This window comes from Stutzerimonas sp. (assembly GCF_982611455.1).
The window spans coordinates 25,637-46,621 of record NZ_CEXBBO010000023.1 but is presented as its reverse complement, the minus strand read 5'-3'; the positions used below and the strand labels follow the sequence as shown (position 1 = coordinate 46,621).

General features: G+C 62.0%; 20 protein-coding genes. 8 read left to right on the top strand and 12 right to left on the bottom strand.

Going from position 1 to position 20,985, the window contains the following annotated elements; translation table 11 throughout:
* Positions 1–14: 14 nt before the first annotated feature.
* The 4 genes from AC2LD7_RS14595 (at position 15) to AC2LD7_RS14580 (ending at position 6,394) form a co-directional block, all read left to right on the top strand.
* Positions 15–1,190 (top strand): efflux RND transporter periplasmic adaptor subunit, encoded by a 1,176-nt coding sequence (locus AC2LD7_RS14595; RefSeq protein ID WP_484598456.1) that lies wholly within the window; start codon positions 15–17, stop codon positions 1,188–1,190.
* Positions 1,187–4,348 (top strand): multidrug efflux RND transporter permease subunit, encoded by a 3,162-nt coding sequence (locus AC2LD7_RS14590; RefSeq protein WP_484598455.1) that lies wholly within the window; start codon positions 1,187–1,189, stop codon positions 4,346–4,348. The genes AC2LD7_RS14595 and AC2LD7_RS14590 overlap by 4 nt, the downstream gene beginning before the upstream one ends.
* Positions 4,341–5,816, top strand: coding sequence for an efflux transporter outer membrane subunit (locus tag AC2LD7_RS14585; protein WP_484598454.1), 1,476 nt, complete (start codon positions 4,341–4,343; stop codon positions 5,814–5,816). The genes AC2LD7_RS14590 and AC2LD7_RS14585 overlap by 8 nt, the downstream gene beginning before the upstream one ends.
* Before the next feature lie 110 nt (positions 5,817–5,926).
* Entirely contained in the window at positions 5,927–6,394 is a 468-nt protein-coding gene (locus AC2LD7_RS14580; protein ID WP_484598453.1) for a DUF3597 domain-containing protein, read from the top strand.
* Positions 6,395–6,514: 120 nt separating this feature from the next.
* On the opposite strand, the gene AC2LD7_RS14575 is transcribed toward AC2LD7_RS14580, so the two are convergent.
* The 11 genes from AC2LD7_RS14575 to ppc form a co-directional block, all read right to left on the bottom strand.
* Entirely contained in the window at positions 6,515–7,342 is an 828-nt protein-coding gene (locus tag AC2LD7_RS14575) for an inositol monophosphatase family protein (RefSeq protein ID WP_484598452.1), read from the bottom strand.
* A gap of 173 nt (positions 7,343–7,515) precedes the next feature.
* A complete protein-coding gene (locus tag AC2LD7_RS14570; RefSeq protein WP_484598451.1) occupies positions 7,516–7,773 on the bottom strand; it encodes a DUF2789 domain-containing protein in 258 nt (85 codons plus the stop codon).
* A gap of 202 nt (positions 7,774–7,975) precedes the next feature.
* On the bottom strand, positions 7,976–8,236 hold the full coding sequence (locus AC2LD7_RS14565; RefSeq protein ID WP_484598450.1) for a hypothetical protein: 261 nt from the start codon (positions 8,234–8,236) through the stop codon (positions 7,976–7,978).
* Between the two features lie 314 nt (positions 8,237–8,550).
* Entirely contained in the window at positions 8,551–8,970 is a 420-nt protein-coding gene (locus AC2LD7_RS14560; RefSeq protein ID WP_484598449.1) for an HPF/RaiA family ribosome-associated protein, read from the bottom strand.
* A 179-nt stretch (positions 8,971–9,149) separates the two neighbouring features.
* Positions 9,150–9,935: a class I SAM-dependent methyltransferase gene (locus AC2LD7_RS14555; RefSeq protein ID WP_484598448.1), complete on the bottom strand. Its 786-nt coding sequence runs from the start codon at positions 9,933–9,935 to the stop codon at positions 9,150–9,152.
* 55 nt (positions 9,936–9,990) lie between these two features.
* The gene (locus tag AC2LD7_RS14550; RefSeq protein WP_484598481.1) at positions 9,991–10,683 is read right to left on the bottom strand and encodes an extensin-like domain-containing protein; all 693 of its coding nucleotides are present in this window, start codon (positions 10,681–10,683) and stop codon (positions 9,991–9,993) included.
* Between the two features lie 84 nt (positions 10,684–10,767).
* A complete protein-coding gene (locus AC2LD7_RS14545; protein WP_484598447.1) occupies positions 10,768–11,631 on the bottom strand; it encodes a DUF72 domain-containing protein in 864 nt (287 codons plus the stop codon).
* Positions 11,632–11,647: 16 nt separating this feature from the next.
* Entirely contained in the window at positions 11,648–12,010 is a 363-nt protein-coding gene (locus tag AC2LD7_RS14540; RefSeq protein ID WP_484598446.1) for a hypothetical protein, read from the bottom strand.
* A gap of 59 nt (positions 12,011–12,069) precedes the next feature.
* Entirely contained in the window at positions 12,070–12,747 is a 678-nt protein-coding gene (gene tsaB, locus AC2LD7_RS14535) for a tRNA (adenosine(37)-N6)-threonylcarbamoyltransferase complex dimerization subunit type 1 TsaB (RefSeq protein WP_484598445.1), read from the bottom strand.
* A 161-nt stretch (positions 12,748–12,908) separates the two neighbouring features.
* Positions 12,909–13,556 carry an adenylate kinase gene (gene adk, locus AC2LD7_RS14530; protein ID WP_484598444.1) on the bottom strand — a complete coding sequence of 216 codons (648 nt, stop codon included), beginning with the start codon at positions 13,554–13,556 and terminating at the stop codon, positions 12,909–12,911.
* 256 nt (positions 13,557–13,812) lie between these two features.
* Positions 13,813–16,449: a phosphoenolpyruvate carboxylase gene (gene ppc, locus AC2LD7_RS14525; RefSeq protein ID WP_484598443.1), complete on the bottom strand. Its 2,637-nt coding sequence runs from the start codon at positions 16,447–16,449 to the stop codon at positions 13,813–13,815.
* A gap of 201 nt (positions 16,450–16,650) precedes the next feature.
* On the opposite strand from ppc, the gene AC2LD7_RS14520 reads away from it, so the two are divergent.
* The 3 genes from AC2LD7_RS14520 (at position 16,651) to lptF (ending at position 18,502) form a co-directional block, all read left to right on the top strand.
* Positions 16,651–16,986 (top strand): pilin assembly protein, encoded by a 336-nt coding sequence (locus tag AC2LD7_RS14520; RefSeq protein WP_484598442.1) that lies wholly within the window; start codon positions 16,651–16,653, stop codon positions 16,984–16,986.
* A 272-nt stretch (positions 16,987–17,258) separates the two neighbouring features.
* Positions 17,259–17,654 carry a DUF4398 domain-containing protein gene (locus AC2LD7_RS14515; protein WP_484598441.1) on the top strand — a complete coding sequence of 132 codons (396 nt, stop codon included), beginning with the start codon at positions 17,259–17,261 and terminating at the stop codon, positions 17,652–17,654.
* A gap of 44 nt (positions 17,655–17,698) precedes the next feature.
* Complete coding sequence (lptF, locus tag AC2LD7_RS14510) at positions 17,699–18,502, top strand: lipotoxin F family OmpA-related lipoprotein LptF (RefSeq protein WP_484598440.1); 804 nt, start codon at positions 17,699–17,701, stop codon at positions 18,500–18,502.
* Between the two features lie 84 nt (positions 18,503–18,586).
* On the opposite strand, the gene AC2LD7_RS14505 is transcribed toward lptF, so the two are convergent.
* Positions 18,587–18,910, bottom strand: coding sequence for a PA3694 family proteiin (locus AC2LD7_RS14505; protein WP_484598439.1), 324 nt, complete (start codon positions 18,908–18,910; stop codon positions 18,587–18,589).
* Positions 18,911–19,189: 279 nt separating this feature from the next.
* Here AC2LD7_RS14505 and AC2LD7_RS14500 point away from each other — a divergent pair, with 279 nt between their 5' ends.
* Positions 19,190–20,758, top strand: a complete 1,569-nt coding sequence (locus AC2LD7_RS14500) for a class I adenylate-forming enzyme family protein (RefSeq protein ID WP_484598438.1) — start codon at positions 19,190–19,192, stop codon at positions 20,756–20,758.
* The last annotated feature ends 227 nt before the right edge of the window (positions 20,759–20,985 follow it).

Here is a 20,985-nt window from a genome sequence, read left to right as displayed (position 1 = left end):
GAAGGTCAGATTGAATGAGGCTGTTACTGCTGAACAGTGCGCTAGTCAGCGCCACGGTGCTATTGCTGGTTGCCTGCTCCGACGACAAGAACGCTGAACAACCTGCACCGCCACCACCCGAGGTGGCGGTCATGGCCGTCGATCCACATCCGGTCGCCAATATCATCGAACTGCCGGGACGGGTCCAAGCAGTCAGGGTCGCCGAGATCCGAGCGCGGGTCGATGGCATCATCCAGAAACGCTTGTACGAGGAAGGCACCGATGTCGAAGTCGGAACGCCACTGTTCCAGATCGATCCGCGGGAGATGCGCGCCAATCTGAAGGCCGCCCAAGCGGCACTGGAACGCGCCGAAGCCACCGCACAGAACGCCGCGCAGGACGTCAGGCGCTATAAGGGACTGGTCGCCAAGCAAGCGATCAGCCAGCAGGAGTACGACACCGCTCTAGCCACGCTGCGTACAGCCAGGGCCGATGTGTCGCAGGCTCAGGCGAATGTTCAATCCGCCGAGCTGAACCTGGAATACACCCGAGTCGATTCACCAATCGAGGGGCGTGCGGGCCGCGCGCAGGTTACTGAGGGCGCGCTGGTGAGCGCCGCCAACGGCACCTTGCTGACCACCGTCGAGCAGTTCGATCCGGTCTACGTGAATTTCTCCCAGTCCAGTTCCGATCTGCTGCAGATTCGCGCACAGATCGCCTCAGGTGAGCTGAAGCTGCCGGAAGAAGGCCACGTCGAGGTGAAACTGATACTGGAGAATGGCACTGAGTTCCCACAGCCCGGCTACATCGACTTTTACGCCATGAGCATCGATGAAACCACCGGCACCGTGGCTGCGCGCGCCGAGTTCCCCAATCCGAACCGACTGTTACTACCCGGCCAGTTCGTGCGCGCACGGATCAATGCCGGCGTCCGACCGAACGGCTTTCTGATTCCACAACGCGCCGTGATGATCAGCGAACGCGGCGCCCGCGTGCAGCTGGTCGGCGAGGATGGCATGGTCACCACGCGAGATATCGAGCTGGGCGAGCTGAATGGCAGCAACTGGGTAATACGCGACGGCCTGCGGGACGGCGACCGGATCATTATCGAGGGCGGGCAGAATGCGCGCGATGGCCAGCCGGTGCGCACGGTGCCATACGACAACCACCCCGAAGGTGACGCCCCGCCAGCCGAGCCTTCCCAACAATGACGCCGACATTTTTCATACGTCGCCCGATATTTGCCTGGGTCATCGCGTTGGGCATTGCCCTGGGTGGGGTGCTCGCTCTGCGGAGCCTGCCGATAGAACAGTACCCCTCGATCGCGCCGCCCGTGCTCAACATCAACGTCACCTACCCCGGCGCGGACGCCTCGGTATTGGAAACCAACGTTACCCAGGTGATCGAAGAGGAGCTCAACGGTGTCGACGGTTATCTGTATTTGAATTCGACCAGCCGGTCGAATGGCAGCGCGTCGATCGAGCTTACTCTGGAGCCCGGCACCGACATCGACGTCGCGCAGATGGAAGTACAGAACCTTCTGACCCGCGTCGAACAGCGCCTTCCTGAAGAGGTCCGGCGCCAGGGCATTCGGGTATTCCAGGCGTCGTCCAACTTTCTGCTGATCGTGTCGATCAATTCGAAAAGCGGCGCGATGAATAGCCTGGAGCTGGGTCATTTCGCCACTACCAATATCGTTGACGAGTTACGTCGAGTAGAAGGGGTTGGCGATATTCGCGAGTTCTACACCCCGTACGCCATGCGTATATGGCTCGACCCTGATCGCATGGCGAGCTTCAACATCTCGGCCAGTGAGGTGTTGGCCCAAGTCCAAGAGCAGAACAGCGAGGCCGCCGGCGGCTCCATTGGTGCCCTGCCGCTGAGCGAGGGCACCGATATCAATGCGCCTATCGAGACGCAAGGACGTTTCAGTTCACCGGAGGAATTCGAAAACATCATCCTGCGGGCCAATCCAGATGGTTCGGCGGTGCGCCTCGGTGATGTGGCACGCGTGGAGCTTGGCGCCGAAGACTACACAATAAAGAGCGAGCTGAACGGCCAGCCCACTGCCGGCCTGGCCATTCAGCTCGCTCCCGGCGCCAACTCGCTGGACACGGCCAGCGGCATCAAGCAACGGATGGCCGAGCTGGAATCGAGTTTTCCCGAGGATGTCGCCTGGTCGATCCCCTACGATTCCACGCCTTTCATCTCGGCCTCGATCGAGGAGGTGCTGGTGACATTGGGCCAGGCGATGATCCTGGTGATACTGGTAATGCTGTTGTTCCTGCAGAACTGGCGCACCACGATCATCCCAACCATCATCATTCCCATCACGCTGGCAGGTACCTGCCTGGGGCTTTGGCTGGCAGGTTTTTCCATCAATCTGCTCAGCCTGTTCGGCATGGTGCTGGCCATCGGCACCCTGGTGGACGACGCTATCGTTGTAGTGGAAAACGTTACGCGGATCATGGATGAAGAAAATCTGCCGCCCTCCGAGGCGACGGTAAAAGCGATGGGTCAGGTGACCGCGCCGGTCATCGGTACCACCCTCGTGTTGATCGCCGTGTTCGTGCCACTTGCCTTCTTTCCGGGCTCCACCGGAGCCATTTATCAGCAGTTCGCGGTGACGCTTTCCATCGCGGTAGCGATCTCGACCTTGCTCGCACTCACGCTGACCCCGGCCCTTTGTGCGACGGTGCTGAAGCCCCGCTCGAATGAATCGGGGAAGCGTGGCTGGAGCCAACGCATTTTCGGGCCGTTCAATCGCGGGCTCGACCGCACGACACGCCACTACAACCATGCCGTTAGCGGCGTTCTCACAAGGCCGCTGTGGTTTCTATTGCCATTTGCGGGATTGATGGTGATCACCGCCTTCCTGTTCATGCGCATGCCCGGCGCCTTCCTGCCGGAAGAGGATCAAGGTTCGGTGATGACAGTCGTGCAGGCCCCGCCTGGCTCCACTGTCAAGCGCACCACCGAAGCGATGGAGCAGGTCACCGCGTTTTACTCTGAGCAGCCTCATGTGACGAATACGTTCGTCGTCTATGGTTTCAGTTTTTTCGGCCAGGGTCAGGCCAATGCGATGTCCTTCGTCACGCTAACGCCCTGGGATGAACGACCGGAGGAGGAACAAAGCGCGCCGACGCTGGTGCGACAGGCCATGGGCGCGTTCTCGCAGATCAAGGAGGCAACGGTCTTTGCGCTAAACCCACCGTCGATTCCCTCGTTGGGTGTCTCCGGCGGCTTCACCTTCAAACTGGAGGATCGCGGCAACAACGGCTACCAGACGCTGGTCGATGCGCGAGACCGGTTGATTGCCGAGGGGAATCAAAGCTCGATACTCGAAGGGGTGCGACCCGAGGGGGCTGATGACGCGCCCCGACTGCGAGTGGACGTCGACCGGATCAAGGCGCGCGCGCTGGGGCTTTCGATCGCCGAGGTCAACACCACACTGAGCACTCACTTCGGCAGCGCTTATGCTAATGACTTCAACCTCGACGGCCGCGTGCTGCAAGTCCTGTTGCAGGCCGATTCGCCCTATCGCATGACGCCTGAGGATGTGCTGAATCTCAAGGTGCTCAACGAACAGGGTGAGAATGTGCCCTTCGGAGCCTTCGCCACGGTGAAATGGACGCAGGGGCCTACCCAGCTGGAACGCTACAACAGCTACCCGGCCATGACCATTTCCGGCAACGCCGCCGGTGGCCATACCACTGGCGAGGCCATGAAAGAGATGGAGCGGCTGGCGGGCGAGTTACCGGATGGCTTCGATTTCGAGTGGACCGGGGTTTCCTATGAAGAACAGCAAGCGTCCGGACAAGTCGGCATGCTGCTGGGGCTTTCGTTGCTGATGGTGCTGATGGTGCTGGCGGCGCTCTACGAAAGCTGGACGGTGCCCATCGCCGTGCTGCTGGTGGTGCCGTTTGGCGCGCTCGGCGCGGTGCTGTTCGCAATGCTCCGCGACTTACCGGCGGATGTGTATCTCAACGTCGGCCTGGTGACCATTATTGGCCTGTCGGCGAAGAATGCGATCCTCATCGTCGAATTCGCCATCGAAGAGGAAGGCCACGGAAAAAACCTCACGGATGCGGTGATGAGCGCGGTACGGCTGCGTTTCCGGCCGATCCTGATGACCTCGCTGACCTTCATCCTCGGCATGCTGCCACTGGTGCTGTCCAGCGGTGCCGGGGCGGCCAGTCGCGTGGCGGTCGGTACCGGCGTGATGGGCGGAATGATCGTCGCCACCCTGCTCGGGCTGTTCTACATCCCATTGTTCTACCTCAGCGTACGCCGCTGGCTAAGCAAGCGCCGACCGCCCACCAGCGAAGACAAGGCCAGCAAGCACGACGAGGAGCCGGACCATGCGTAGGCCCGCGTCGGTGCTACTGATCAGCCTGCTCGCCGGATGCCAGTTCGCACCGCCCCATGAGCGCCCCGAGTCGCCTACCGCGTCGCGCTATCCGCAGGCGTACAACACCGATGCAGGGGATGTCGCTCCGGCGAGCATTGGCTGGCGCGACTTCCTGCTCGATCCTCGCCTGCAAGTGCTGATCGACTCGGCACTGGAGCGCAATCGTGACCTGCAAGTGGCCGTGGAACGCATCGAGGAAGCGCGTGGCCAGTTTCGTGTCCAGGACGCGGATCGCTACCCCAGCCTCGGTCTCAATGCCGACGCCAGTCGGGGCCGCTTTCCCACCGGAGGCGGTGGCGGATTCGGCACTTCAGCAGGCGCCGGGGCTGGCGGCGTACAAGGTAGCAATGCCACTGCCGCGGGCGGCGGTGTGGTCGAACGTTACTCGCTGGGCATTGGCGTCACTGCCTTCGAGCTGGACTTCTGGGGTCGCGTACGCAACTTAAGCGAAGCGGCGAGAGCACAGTACCTGGCCACTGTCGAGGCGCAGCGGGCATTTCGTTTGTCGTTGATCGCCGATGTCAGTGCCACCTATCTGGCGGTGCGCGAGGCCGACGAGCGTATCGCGCTGGCGGAAGCCACCGTACGCAGCCGCCGCGACGGCCTGCGCATCGCCCAGGTACGCTTCGACGCGGGTATCACCTCGGCGCTGGATTTCAACCAGGCCCAGGCACTGCTCACCCAGGCCGAAACCGCGCTGGCCGCGCTGCGCCTAACGCGTGCGCAACAGCTTAATTTCCTGACCCAGCTGATCGGCGGCGAACCGCCCGCCCCGTTACCGGACGCCAACGCGTTGGCGCGACAAACCAACCCGGTCACCTTGGCCGCGGGTCTGCCGTCGGAATTGCTGCTGGTGCGCCCCGACATCCTCGCCGCCGAAGAACAGCTGCGTGCTGCCCGCGCGAACATTGGCGTCGCACGCGCCGCCTTCTTTCCACAGGTTTCACTGACCGGCAGTGCCGGCTATGCCTCTACCGAGCTGAGCAACCTGATCGGCAGCGATAACCGCACCTGGAGCATCGGCCCGTCGATCAGCTTGCCGCTGTTCGACTTCGGTCGTAATCGCGGCAACCTGACAGTCGCCGAAGCCCGCGAGAACATCGCCATCGCCGAATACGAACGCGCTATCGAAGTGGCCTTCCGGGAAGTAGCCGATGCCCTTGCCGGTCGCCGCTATCTGGCCGAGCAGGTCGCGGCGCAGCAGGAGAACGTCGCTACCCTGCGGCGCATCGCCGAGCTGGCCAAGGAGCGCTATGCCGAAGGCGTGGTGAATTACCTGGAAGTGCTCGACGCCGAACGCAACCGCTTCGATGCCGAGCAGGCCTTCATACAGGTGCAACGCGCGCAGGTGCAGAACCTGATCGAACTCTACGTCGCCCTCGGCGGTGGCACGGCGGCGGCAATCGATGAAACGGCTGCACGCTAGCGAGTCGCCGGACGGACGGTTGCTCCTGCGCATCGCTCCGACCTGCGGGATTGAATGTCCTGGCCGCGGCGGTAGTCCAAAGGCTACCCACATCAACCGAGGATCATGCAATGGGCCTGTTCGATACGATCAAAGAAAAACTGGGCATGGGCGGCGTCAGCAACGAAGCACACAAGCCCGTCGACCCGAACAACACGCCGAACCAGCATGCGCCGGATACGGTCGTCGATTCCGAGCGCCCGACGGCCGCTCATAACGCCACGACTACCCCGCCCGGCGCCGGACCAAGCAACGAAGCCGGAGGGCCTTCGACCGCGGCGGTAGATGTTCCGGCAAAGCTCGACGGCATGGCGGCGAACTTCCCGGAGCAGCTGAACTGGCGCACCTCCATCGTCGATCTGATGAAATTGCTGGGCCTTGATAGCAGCCTGGAATCGCGCAAAGAGCTCGCTACCGAACTGGGCTGCCCGCCCGACCAAATGGCCGACTCGGCGAAGATGAACACCTGGCTGCACCGTACCGTGATGCACAAGCTCGCCGAACACGGCGGCACCGTACCGCCGGAGCTGCGCACCTGAGTCGATAGCCAACGCGTCGCTGTTGAGCGCAGCGACGAGACCTGGATCAAAATGGATCGTTCCTGCGCTCGATGCGTGGGAACGAAACCCAGGACACTCCAGCGTCCAGAACGGAATACCTCAACCGTCCAGCGATGGGCCGATCATCTCGGCCAACTGCGGATAGACCCCCGGGCAAGCGACCAGATAAGGATTGCCGCGCAGCAGCCCGTCATTGCGGAAGAAGTCGTTCACTCGTCCGCCCGCTTCTCTCACCAGCACCAGCCCGGCCATGCAGTCCCAACTCTTGAGCTCTGTCTCGTAGTAGCCGAGCAGGCGCCCGGCCGCTACATAAGCCGTCATCAATGCACCGGAGCCGTTGCGGAAGAACATGCCGCCTTCGGCCAGCAGCTTTTCCAAAAAGGGTATGAAGTGCTCTTTGCCACGCGGGTGAAAGGTGCCGGTAGCGGTCACGCCCTGCCCCACGTGGGTCGCGCCGCTGACCTTCAGCAGCGTGTCATTGACGTACGCGCCCTGGCCCAGACAGCCATGGAACAGCTCGTCATGGTTAGGATCGGCAATGACGCCCAAGTGCGGTTCGCCGTCGATCATCAGGCCAATCGACACGCACCAGTTATGCAGGCCGTTGACGAAGCAGGCCGTGCCGTCAATGGGATCGATCACCCACACGCAGCGGGCGCCGAGATCGGCCGAACCGCTCTCCTCGCCGAGAAAGCCATCCTCGGGGAAGCATTCGCCAAGCCGAGCGCGTATGAAGTCTTCGATCTGTTTGTCAGCGATGCTCACCACGTCCTGTAGATCGTCACCCTTGTGCTCGACGGTCAGGGCGTCGCGCTTTCGGTAGTACTCCATGCCCAATTGCGCCGCCTCGAGGGCAAGGGCTTTGGCGCAGGCGTAGCGCGCAGTGATGTCGAGGCCGCTGGTGGCGGCCGGTTGGTCGGAAGTCATGGCTGTCCTTCTGAATCGGGGCGCGGCGGACGCGCAGGAACGCGGATTCTAGTGAATCGATGTCAGCAAGCAACCGAGCACAGCGGGGACCCACGCGGCTGTAATAGGTTGATCCCTGTCAGCTTTTCCCGCCGCGGGCCGCTACCGCCTGTGTTGCACCGTAGGAGGTGCCATTAGATCTTTGAAAGCTCATTACCCTGCTCATGCAGTCGTACGTTGAGCTCATCGACTATGGGCGCCCACTCGGCGTCTTCCATTAGCTGCTCCTTGAGAAACGAGCCTTGGGCCTCGCTCCAGAATGGCGCTTCGGAGACTTTGATGTGGTTGGGCAAGGGCCGGTGGCTGGCGATAAAGGCGTCAATGCTGGCCGGGTCCGAAGACAGGCCCAGTTGTTCGAAAAGAGTGCCGAGGTCTTTATTGGGTAATTCCATGAGGGGCTCCGTCAGGCTACCAAGAGGGTTCCGAGCCGCCTTGCTGGCGATCCGGCTGTTCTAGATAGAGAGGATTGGGGCAGGCACAGTTCAATAGATAGCGTAGCGGCAGCGCTTCAGGATCGACTCAGCGGCGGGCGCAATAACGGATCCATCGCAAAAGCCTGCCGCACCAGAGCGGCACGACAGGCATGAAGAGAATTTACGCAGCCTTACCGAACAGCTGTCTTCCTTGACTCAGATATTGGTCCACCAACCACTTGCCGTGCGCTATGGACGCCCGCTGTGCTTGTTCGAGTTCCGCCATGAAGGCGTGCCCGACCGGAAGGGCCATACGCCGGGTGGTCTGCCCCTGAAGATTGCTTATTCGGCAACCGCCAGCCCAGGGAGTCGGAGTGCCCGGATGCTCCATTACTTCGGCAGTAATGACGTGATCGCGGTATTCGCATTGCATCATGGTCATGGTGTCACCTCACTCGTTGATGGCAATGGGCGGCCACTCGAGCCATTCCCACGCGCTTCGTCCCCCTCTCGTCAAGGTCCGCCGCGAGCCTAGCGCGCCGGTGTTCGGCGCTCCTCGTGCAGTACCTCAATGGGGTATAGCACAGGCGTCAGGAATCGATAGGCCCGGTGGCCGTGTTACCGACAATCGGGCGGCGATAGGATCAGCTGGGTTGAGTGATAACTGAAGCAAGGGCAGGCATCGCGGGACGATGCCTGCCTGTTTCGATGGGAGATGCGTCCGAGTTCACGCGGACGAGTCGCGAACGGCAGGCTTCAGGAGGTGCGCAGTTGCTCGTCGGCGAGGAAATCTTCCTCCAGCAATGCATCCCGATCTTCGACCTCGAGGGTCTCGCCTTCCATCGGTGTCGGCGCGGATGCGCGCTTGCTCCGCAGCTTTCCGAATTGATGCTTGAGAGCGTTGTTGAGTTTGTCGATGGCGCCGTCGACCGCCAGTTCCAGGGATGCCGCCTTGTGTGTGACGGAGACCGGCTGCTGGCCCTTCGGCCGGGCCTCGATCTGGCAACGCTTGTCATGAGCACCGGCTTTGATGCCGTTCTCGTCGTTCAGATGCACCACGACGCGGGTGACTTCGTCGTCGAATCGATCCAGTTTGTCGGCAACATTGCCGCTGACCCAATCGACGAGACGGGCGCTTCCTTCGATGTGGTTATCGCTATGTACTTGGATCTGCATATGCTCTTCCTTCTACGCGATCTAGGTAACCACCGTTTAGCCACAAACGGCCTGAGCTAGGAATGCCACTCTTGGCGATATTAAGCAAGGCCAACGCAACGGCAGGTGCCGGTCAACAGGTAGAGCGATCATGCGTTACGGCTGGATTTCGCCAGGCGCACTGGGCGTTCGCACAAAGCTCATTGGCCGGTAGGTAGCAGTTTCTTCTTCGGGTAAATGTCGTAGCGGCTGGACTTGCCTTCCAGGCTGTAGCCTGGCCTCGGGCCGTCGATGGCAGGCGCCTTGCGCGGTCGTTTCACCACTACGCGGTGGCTGGCCAACTGCAATGCCTGTTCAAGCAGCAGGCCGGCGTCCAGGTCGTCGCCGACGAAGGGGCGAAACAGGCGCATTTCCTTTTTCACCAGTGCGCTTTTTTCCCGGTGCGGAAACATCGGATCGAGATAAATGACCTGCGGCGGTTCGCCCTGCCATTGGGTCATCAGCTCGATGGCATTGCCCTGACGCAAGCACATGCGTTCGACGATAGCGCGCACTTCGGCATCCTCGCGACCGCGCGCCAGGCCATCCTCCAACAGCGCAGCGATCAGCGGTTGGCGCTCGAACAGGATCATTTCACAACCCAGGGTCGCCAGCACGAAGGCATCGCGCCCGAGCCCGGCCGTGGCGTCCAGCACGCTGGGGCGAATGCCAGGCTGGATGCCGACCGCCTTGGCGATCATCTGACCGCTGCCGCCGCCGAACTGACGACGATGCGCGGCGCCCCCTTCGATGAAATCCACCCGTACCGGACCCGGCGCCTGTGGACCGAGCAGTTGCAGCTGCAGCCCGGACTCGCCCAGTTGCAGGGCGAACACCGCTTCATCCACATGGGATGACAAGCCCAGCCGCGACGCCCAGATGTCCGCCTGCTCAGCAAACTGTGGAGCAAGCGCTTCTATACGGACCAACGGAGGAGAAGCAGTCATACGCAGCTCGGTGACGGAAAACGCCGCATTCTGCCAGAGCAGGCACCGGCATGCCTCAGCGGCACATGCCAAAGCCGCCCATATCCACGTGAAAATGATCGTGATGGGCGGCGTTGTATTCAGGGCTCAGGGTGATCTTGAACGCATCGCAGGCGGCCGCCTTGACCTGCCGGAGGAAGCGCGCCTTTTCATCTTCGCCCTTCCAGTCGCGAGCGACGGTGATCCGCGTGCCGTCTTGCAACCGGAAACCGGCCAGATCCAGTGCGTTGGCCGAAGCGTGCTGACTGCGCCTGTTGCTGCGCGCGATATTGCGGCAGGCGAAGCTGCCGAAGTGATCGACGCGCACCACCGGCTGGCCGAACACTTGCTGCGCCGCTGGCTGCAAGCCATGCCGTTCGAACAGCGCATAAGCCGCCGCCAGCGGACAGGTCGCGAGGAACGCACCGTTGAAGCGCACCGCCGATCCCGTGACGCGTACCGCGTTCTCCACCGGACAACCCGCTTGCGGCGTGCTGTCGGGCACGGCGACATACTCGAGATCCGATGTCGTCAACGCCTGTTCGCAAAGCACGCGGTTATCCTGCAGACGCTGCAATTTGAAGGAGGTGAGCAGGTTAGGCGCCTCGCGGATATCCAGCGGCGCCCAGGGATTCCACTTTGCCGGAACGTCGACGTGACCACGCCATACTGCGTAGACGAATCCGGCGAGCGCGAGCAGCAGTAACAGGAAGAAACGGCCAAAAGTCATGCTGGCTTTGGCAACGCGAGCGATCCAAGGTTGCAGCCTATCCACGGACCGCTGTCTGTCCTGCCACGCAACGCCGCGTCAGCCTTAGTCTGCGAGCAGCGACAGCTGCGACTCGCTCTGCATCGCAGGAATTGCCAACGGCGGCAGACCTGGCAGCCGTGCACTGAGCTGATCATGAAAGCGCATGGCCAGATCGGGCGCCAGGCGATTGTCTGGCGTGTGCAGATAAACATGCGGACGCTTACCCGCCTCGATCCATTCCGCGACTTTCTCCAGCCAGGGCGCGAGAAAGCGGTCATTGGCTTCTAACTCGGGATGCCCGACGAAGCGTAGCTGTGGCGACTCACTGAAGGCCGCGGGTCGGACCGGCAGCCGCGGCTTCTTGCTTTGCGCATGCAACAACGCCGGATCACGTGATTGGCAGCTGAACAGCGCGCGGGTATCCATGCAAATCCGCTCTACGCCACGCTCATATAACAATCGATTGAGCGCACGCTCCTCCTCGCCTTTGGCGAAGAAGGCGGTGTGGCGCACCTCGACGGCCAGCGGTCGGTCCAGCGTCTCGATCAGCTGCGCCAGTTCGGCGAGGCGAGCCGGGCCGAAACTGGCTGGCAGTTGCAACCAGAACGGGGTGACGCGCTGGCCCAGCGGTGCCAGCAGCGAACGGAACGACAAGACCAGGTCGGATGCTTCACGCAGATTTGGTGCCTGGCTGATTTCCCGCGGTAATTTGGCGCAGAAGCGAAACCCTTCGGGCATCAACGCCGCCCAACGTTCGATCTTCTGCTCCGACGGCCAGGCATAGAGCGTCGTGTTCCCCTCGACAGTGTTGAAGACCGAGCAATAGCGGGAAAGGAAGTCGGCCGCCGGCAGTCCAGGCGGATAGAGCGAACCGCGCCAGGCAGCATCGTTCCAGGACGGGCAACCGAGGAAGTAGGGAAGGCTCAACGGGATTGGCTACGCCTCAGGCGTAGAGATCCAGTCCGAGCACTTCATGGGCATCGATATCGGCACTGAAGCTGGCGGTGGTGCCATAGCTCTGCAGCGCCTGCGCCGCGCGGTTGGTCAGCGGGCGCTCCATCATTGCCTCGAAGCGCGCCGGCATGAAATCGCCAGACACCACCGAGGCGTAATCGGTGGACTCGCTCTTGCTGCGCTGGAAGAGATGTTCGTAGGTCGAATCGGCCTGACCGGCCGGAGTGATAATGGACTCGCGTGCCTGCCCGGCCGCCTTTTCGCTTTCGCGATAGGGCACCGGCGCGTTTTCCCGCAAGGGAGCGCGTTCGATGGGATAGGCTGAGGGGGCGAGACCGTTGAGGCGCATCATTCACCTGTTCAAGTTCGCCGAACTCTAGCGAGCCGTTTGGGAATTGGCAATGCCGCCCGTCACTGAACGGCCTTCGGGGTGGCGACGTTGTCACGCAGGTAGATCGGCTGTGCCTGATCGGCCTCCAACGCTTCTCCGCGCTGCCAGGCAAAACCGGCTAAGCGGAGCAGGTCTTCGGCATGCGGCAACAGCGTGGCGTCGACCGCGGCCGGCCGCACCGCTAGGCGCTCGCCGTAGCGCCAGCCCGTGCCGGCAGCAAACCAGTTTCCCGAGCCATTACGCGGCAGGCTGACCTGTTCCGGCGGCAGAACGGCTTCGGTGCCGGCCAGCTGCATCTCGCCTTCATGTAGACGATAGCAACCCCAATAGACCTCATCCATGCGCGCGTCGATAGCCACCGCCACCTGCTCCACGCCGTGCTCGCGGTGTGCCCGCTGGGCGATGGTGGCCAAGGTCGACACCGGCAGCACCGGACGCTGCAGTGCGAAGGCCAACCCCTGAACCACGCCGACAGCGATGCGCACCCCAGTGAACGCACCCGGACCACGGCCAAACGCCAGCGCATCGACCGCCGATAAAGCGATGCCAGCCTCGCCCAGCAGGGTCTGAATCATCGGTAGCAGCCGTTGCGCATGCAGCCGGGGAATCACCTCGTAGTGGCTCAGCACGCGACCGTCATGCAGCAGCGCGACGGAGCAGGCTTCAGTGGCGGTATCCAGGGCCAGCAGCGTGGTCATCGGCAGTTCCGGTCAGTCGAAAAAAAGGGCGGCGATTGTAGCGCAACTGCCGCTGGAGGCTGGACGAAACGGGCCGATGCTCTTTGCGTCAAGCTTTCGTCTACTGTCGTATGCAGCGTTCTCGTCGAGCCTCCAGCGCTCTTCTCGGCTTCACGCTTTTTTCAGCTGAGCGCAGCCAGCACCTTGGCAGTGATCTCTTCCACCGAGCCGACGCCTTCGACGCGGCTGCACTTGGGGGTGCCTTTAGCGGCTTCGAGGGTCTGGTAGAAGGCCACCAGCGGCTTGGTCTGCGAGTGGTACAGAGCCAGACGGTGGCGGACGGTTTCTTCCAGATCGTCCTTGCGCTGAATCAATTCCTCACCGGTGACATCATCGACACCGGCCACTTTCGGCGGGTTGTGCTCGGTGTGATAGACACGGCCCGAAGCTGAATGTACCCAGCGGCCAGACAGACGACCGACGATTTCCTCATCCTCCACCGCGATTTCCAGCACGTGGTCCAGTTTCACGCCAGCGTCGCGCAGTGCTTCGGCTTGCGGAATGGTGCGTGGGAAGCCGTCAAAGAGAAAACCATTGCTGCAATCGGCCTGCTGCAAACGCTCTTGGATCAACGCAATGATGATCTCGTCGGAAACCAGACCACCGCTGTCCATCACATCTTTGACCTGCAGGCCCAGTGGCGAACCGGCCTTGACCGCTGCACGCAACATGTCGCCGGTAGAAATTTGCGGGATGGCGAACTTCTCGGTAATGAAGCGTGCCTGTGTGCCTTTCCCGGCACCGGGTGCTCCCAGCAAAATTACGCGCATGGATGAGTCCTCAAGTTTGCAAAAGGGATGCCGCCAGGGCCGATTGACTGCAACCCTACCGCTGGCGAATCAAAAATTCTGGTTTGCCGCCATGCGACAAAAGGTTGAACACGATACACAGCGCACAGAACGCAGACAAGCGGCCCCAGCGCGACGCGAATGGGGCAGATTGCCGGGCGCTGAATGACGATAAAACGGCACCGCGCGGCCACGATGACAATAGCCCGGCGCGGCGCGGTCCGCTTTTATTTTGGGCTCAGCCCGTATTGCGCAACCCGGCCGCGATACCCGCGACACTAACCAGCAAGGCTTGCTCCAGAGGGCTTTGCGCCGGGTTCTGCTGTTGCCGCGAACGAGCCAGCAGTTCGGTCTGCATCAGGTGCAACGGGTCTAGATAGGTGTTGCGCAAGCTGAATGCCTCAAGCGTCTCGGGACTATGCGCCAGCAATTCGGACTGCCCGGTCAGGCCCCGCACGGCCTCGACCGCCTGCGACAATCGGTCACGCAAATCACTACCCAAGGGCTGCAATTGCGGCGAAACCAGACGCTCGTCGTACCGCTCGGCGATATCCGCATCGGCCTTGGCCAGCACCATCTCAAGCATATCGATACGGGTGCTGAAAAAAGGCCAGCGTTCACGCATGGTTCTCAGCCGCTCGCCATCGCCGCGCTCCAGTGCGACCTGCAACGCCTGCTCCCAGCCCAGCCAGGCGGGGAGCATCAGCCGGGTCTGTGTCCAGGCGAATATCCAGGGAATCGCCCGCAGACTCTCGACGCCGCCTTCGCGACGCTTCGATGGCCGGCTGCCCAGCGGCAAACGGCCGAGTTCCTGCTCGGGCGTGGCCTGGCGGAAGTATTCGACGAATTGCGGGTGATCGCGCACCACGCTGCGGTAGGCCTCGACGCCTTCCGCGGCCAGCCGATCCATGGTTTCGCGCCAGTCCGGCTCGGGCATCGGCGGCGGTAGCAAGGTCGCCTCCAGCACGGCTGCCAGATACAGATTGAGGTTCTGCTCAGCAATGTCCGGCAGACCGAACTTGAAGCGAATCATCTCGCCTTGCTCGGTTGTGCGGAAACGCCCCGCCACCGATCCGGGCGGCTGCGACAGGATCGCCGCATGGGCTGGGCCGCCACCGCGACCGACGGTGCCGCCACGGCCATGGAACAGCAGCAGCTCGACCTGATGTTCACGGCAGATCTCGACGAGGCGTTCCTGAGCGCGATATTGCGCCCAAGCCGCAGCCGTCGTCCCGGCATCCTTGGCGGAGTCCGAATAGCCGATCATCACCTCTTGCGGACCATGCAAGCGCTGGCGGTAACCGGGCAGTGCCAGCAGACGATCAATGGCCGGACCGGCATTGTTCAGATCGTCCAGCGTCTCGAACAGCGGCGCTACGCGCATCGGCCGCTGCAGGCCGGACTCCTTCAGCAATAGCTGTACCGCCAGCACATCCGACGCGCCCCTGGCCATGGAAATGACGTACGAGCCGAGCGATGCACCCGGTGCCTGCGCCACCACGCGACAAGTCGCCAACACCTCAGCGGTCTCGGCTGAAGGCTGGAAATGCGAAGGCAGCAGCGGTCGGCGATTGCTCAGCTCGCGCTGGAGGAAATCCAGGCGCTGCTGCTCGTCCCACTGGTCGTAGTGGCCTATGCCCAGGTAATCGGTAATTTCCGCCATGGCCGCGACGTGCCGAGCCGAGTCTTGACGGATGTCGAGGCGCACCAGAAACAGCCCGAACGCAGCGACCCGACGCAGTGTATCGAGCAAAGCGCCGTCAGCGATCACACCCATGCCGCTTGCATGCAACGAGCGATAGCACAGTTCCAGCGGCTCCCGAAGCTCGCGGTTTTCCTGTAGTACCGCGCGCGGCGCCGGCTGGTCGTGTTCGACCGCGCTGCGCGCCCATTCCCGCGTGGCCAGAAGGCGCCCTCGCAAGCCCTTGAGCAGCGCCCGGTAGGGCTCGGCCGACTCGCCGCTGTGACGCAACAGCTCGTCACTTGCGGTCTGCATCGACAGCGCGGCGATCAACCCTTCGATATCACGCAGGAATAAATCAGCCGCCATCCAGCGCGCCAGCAACAGCACCTCGCGGGTCACTTTCGCCGTCACGTTGGGATTGCCGTCGCGATCGCCACCCATCCAGGATGCAAAGCGGATCGGCGCGGCATCCAGCGGCAAATGCAAGCCGGTGCTGCGACTGAGTGCCTGATCGGTATGTCGCAGCACATTCGGCAATGCCTGCCAGAGCGAGTTTTCGATCACGGCGAAGCCCCATTTCGCCTCCTCCACCGGTGTCGGCCGACTGCGGCGAATTTCCTCGGTGTGCCAGGCCTCGGCGATCAGCCGCTGCAGGCGCAGTTCGATTTGGGCCAGCTCCGCCGCACCGAGATCGGTGTGGTCGCGGGCCGCCAGTTGCGCGGCGATGGCGTCGTATTTTTGAATCAAGGTGCGCCGCGAGACCTCGGTCGGGTGCGCAGTCAGCACCAGCTCGACCTCCAGCCGGCCGACCTTACGCGCAAGAACATCCTGATCGAAGCCTTCGCCCTTGAGTCGCTCGAGCAAACCGGACAGCACCCCAGCTTCGAAAGGCGCCGGTTCGCCGGGACGCCTACGACGCACCTGGTGATATTGCTCGGCGATATTGGCCAGGTTGAGAAATTGATTGAACGCACGGGTCATGGGCAGCAATTCGTCGTCCGCCAGCCCGTCGAGGGTTTCCTGCAACAGCTTGGCCCCGTCGGCAGAACCGCGGCGCGCGCCCTTGGCGCCTTTGCGGATGCGCTCGATCTTGTCGAAGAACGCATCGCCGTGTTGTTCGCGAATGGTGTTGCCCAGCAGTTCGCCGAGCAAATGAACGTTCTCGCGCAGGCGCGCGTCGATTTTCGCCATGTTCGTATCTCCCAGGCCGCACCGTCGAAGGCTCGCAGCCGATCTGCAATCGATGCTGAACGGCTACGCTGTAAGAACCCTCCAAACAGAGTGCCCAGCGCGTTCGTCGATGACAAGGCATGGCGCAAGAACGCGCCTCTTCGACGGCCGCTCGCATTTCACGCAAATGTCGCTCGCATGGCGAGCTAAGGATGGAGCTTGATGAAAATCTCAGAACTGGTCCGTGAGTGGGAAAGCACTGCCACCGGCCGCATGAGCAGCGCGCAATACACCATTCCGCTGGATGTCGAGAGTGCTGCGCGGCTGGCTGCACTGGCCGAGATGTATCCCAAGCGCAGCACCGATGAGCTGCTCGGAGAGCTGGTGGGCGCCGCGCTCGAAGCCATCGAAACCAGCCTCCCTTACAAACAGGGCACGAAGGTAATTTCCACCGACGAGCAAGGCGACCCGATCTATGAAGACGTCGGCCCTACGCCGCGCTTCCTGGCACTTTCGCGCAAGCATCTGGAGCGCCTACTTGCCGAGCGATCGGAATAATTCAGAGACGATCCTCTGCCACTGAATACGCCCCGCAATGCGCCGTATGGCTGAACCGAGGCGGCTACCCGAGGCAGTCTCCGGCCCGTCCCGATGGCTCTAAAGAGCGCCATCCAAGCGCTCCGTTTGCCTATCCACTGGAACGATTGTGGCGAAATGGCCTCACAAAAACATGCCCGTTCTGATCGCAGGCCACTCGATTCCAGGCCGAGCGCAACGTTTGCGGGCAATGTTTCCCATCCGTCAGGCAAAACTTCCATCGGAGACTGACCATGAAAATGAACGCTATCGAAGGCCCCTTCTCGCGATTCCACTTCCCCAAACTTGCAGCCGTTGCACTTGGAGGCTTGCTGTTGGCTGGCTGCGCCGGCAACCCGCCGAATGAGCAGTTCGCCGTCACCGAGTCTGCGGTACGTAGCGCGGTAAGCGCAGGGGGCACCGAATACGCAGCGGTCGAAATGCGCGCCGCACGGGAAAAATGGAAGCAGGCCGAGCTGGCCATGCAAAAGGAAAACTATGACGAAGCCCGCAAGCTGGCCGAGCAAGCCGAGTGGGATGCCCGCGTCGCCGAGCGCAAGGCTCAGGCAGCCAAGGCGCAGAAGGCCGTAGAGGACGCCAACCAGGGGATTCAGGAACTGCGCGAAGAAAGCATGCGCAGCATCCAGTAATCACGACGTTCAATTCTCACGCCCTTCCCAAAGGATGATCCGTTATGAATAAATTACTGACTCTTCCAACAGTCCTGGCCATGACCATCGGGCTGGCAGCCTGTTCTTCTCAGCCCAACCAGAATCTCGAGCAGGCCCGCAGTCAATATTCACAACTGCAGGCCGACGCCCGCTCCAATCAGTTGGCCGCGCTGGAAACCGAAGATGCCGGCAACATGCTGGAAAAAGCCAACCAGGCTTACCTAAACGATGCAGACGAGGAAAAAGTCGACCAGCTCTCCTACCTGACCAAGCGCCGTATCGAGCTCGCCGAACAGACCATCGCTCTACGCACCGCCGAACAGGAGATCGAGAAGGCATCGGCCAAGCGTGCAGAAGCCCGTCTCGAATCACGCGAGCAGCAGCTCAAGCGACAGCAGCAGGAAATTCGCCAGTTGCAGCAGGACTTGCAGGCCAAGCAGACCGAGCGCGGCACGCTAGTGACCTTCGGCGACGTGCTGTTTGACTTGGACAAGGCCGACCTCAAGCCGTCCGGGATGCGCGGCGTGCAGAAGCTCGCCGACTTCCTCAATGAGAATCCGGAGCGCAAGGTGGTGGTTGAAGGCTACACCGACAGCACCGGCTCCGATTCTTATAACCAGCAGCTCTCACAGCGGCGCGCTGAGTCCGTGCTTCGTGCTTTGACCCGCGCCGGTGTCGATCCGCAGCGGATCCAAACCGTCGGCTACGGTGAGGAATATCCGGTCGCGAGCAACAACTCTCCCTCCAATCGCGCCATGAACCGTCGTGTTGAAGTGACCATTTCCAACGACAACCAGCAGGTCGCCCCGCGCTCGTCGATGGAATAAATGATCGACCGGGCGAGGCAACTCGCCCGGCAAGTTACCTGTTGCTTTAGATTTTGCCCGCATTCATGCGGTTTTTTTTGCCCGTTAGTCGTTGCGCTGTCCTATCGCCGCACCTTCACAGCGCACCGCCTGCTTGCGGCTGTCCACCAGCACACCAGTCAAACCCTTCTGCTCGGTATCGAACATCACCAGCACGCCGTCGATGCATTGCGCTACCTGCGGCGCAGGCTTGAGCGAGACGCGGTAGTCCTCGCCGGGAATGGTCTTGAGCATGGTGAAGTCGGCCAATAGCAGGGCGTCTTCTGGCTTGGCGATGTGCACATAGCCGTAATAGGACAGCACCGCGACGGTGCCAATGACGCTGCCGACGGCAGTGAGAATCAGCGGGATAACATTGCGTTCGGACATGGCGGGCTCACCTGATCGGAAATTCCGCATTGTCGCAAAATTAACGCGCCCAAGGCGAAGACCGAGCTATCTTGTCGCACCGCGAGCGCATGATCGAAGCCAGGTAACGGTAAAGGCCAGCCTCTATTCCCTCAGCAAGTTTCCCACTGTTGATTGTTTGCCATTGACGTAACGAATAGCACTTCCCGCGGATGCGATAACCGCTGAAGGTTGACGTAACTTGGGGCCGACCTGCTGTTGCACGGCGCCGTTTATCTCACCCGACCGAACGAGCCAGCCATGGATATCCTGACCCGCCCCTATGCCCTCGATCTCGACCAGCCCTTCGCCGCCGTTCCGGACCTTATAGGGCACTGGGCCAAGCATCGACCTGAGCACCCCGCACTGATCCAGGACGGGCGCAGCTTGAGCTTCGCCCATCTCGACGCCGCCATGAACGGAGTCGCTGCCGCGCTGCAGCGCGACGGTTTGCAGGCGGGCGATGTGCTGGCTATATGCGCCCTTAATTCCATCGAATATGCGACGGTATTTCTCGGAGCGTTGCGCGCCGGTGTAGCGGTCGCCCCGCTGGCGCCGTCCGCCAGTGCCGAAAGCCTGCTGACCATGCTGACGGACGCCTCGGCCCGGCTGTTGTTCGTCGATGCGCAATCGGCGCAGCACCTGGAACCGATCTCGGCGCAACTGCCTTGCCCAGTCTTGCGATTGGATCAGACAGCTGCGAACGGGCTGTCCGAATGGCTGAGCGATGCGATGCCGGAACCGGTGGCAATCCAGCCGAGCTGGGCGTTCAACATTATTTACTCGTCCGGTACCACCGGCGAGCCCAAGGGCATCGTGCAATCCCACGCCATGCGCTGGGCACATGTCCGCCGCAGCGCGGCCTACGACTATGGCGTCGACGCCACCACGCTGATTTCCACGCCGCTGTACTCCAACACCACGCTGGTCGCCTTTCTGCCAACGTTGGCGCTTGGCGGCACGGTGGTGCTGATGAGCAAGTTCGAAGCCGGCGAGTACCTGCGGCTGACGCAGCAGCACGGCGTCACCCACACCATGCTGGTGCCGGTGCAATACCAGCGAATCATGGCGCGGGCTGATTTCAGCGACTACGACCTCAGCCGTTTCCGCTACAAGATGTGCACCAGCGCCCCGTTCAACGCCGCGCTCAAGGCGGACGTCCTGGCGCGTTGGCCCGGTGCACTGATGGATTTCTACGGGATGACCGAAGGCGGCGGCACCTGCATCCTCGCTGCCCATGAATATCCGGACAAACTGCACACCGTCGGCAAACCGGCCGAAGGGCATGACATCCGTGTGATCGACAACGAGGGCAACGAGCTGCCACCCGGCGCCGTAGGCGAGATAGTCGGGCACTCGCCAGCGATGATGATCGGCTACCTGAACAAGCCTGAGAAAACCGCCGAAGCCGAATGGTTCGACGCCAGCGGCAAGCGCTTTATCCGCACCGGGGACGTCGGGCGCTTCGACGATGAAGGCTTCCTGACCCTGCTCGATCGCAAAAAGGACATGATCATCTCCGGCGGCTTCAATCTGTACCCGAGCGATCTCGAAGCGATACTGCGCGAACACCCTGCGATAGCCGACGCCACCGTGATCGGGGTGCCATCCACGCGGTGGGGTGAAACGCCGGTGGCCTTCGTGGTGCTGAAGACCGGTGCGACGGAAACGTCGGAAGCGCTATTGGACTGGTTCAACGGTCGCGTTGGTAAGACCCAGCGCCTGGCACGCCTGGAACTGGCTGACGAGCTACCGCGCAGCGCCATTGGTAAGGTTCTCAAGCGCGAACTACGTGATCGCTACATGGCCGAGCACGGCACAGCGGACTGAGCGGACCGGCAACGCCGGCCGTACAGTCGGCCGGCGAATGCCCCCCCCGTTAATCCGGCACGATGCTCGGCAGTGTGCTTTTGTTGGAGGCCCGCCCTCGGGGCGAAGCTTTTGGCTTTGAGCCGGCAGACAATCCGCTTTCGCCGCGGGGCGCGCCTCCCACCGAAGCGGCCCGTGCATGGTTTCATGGAATGTGCTTTTGCTTTGCTCTGGTAGGAAGGCCCGCC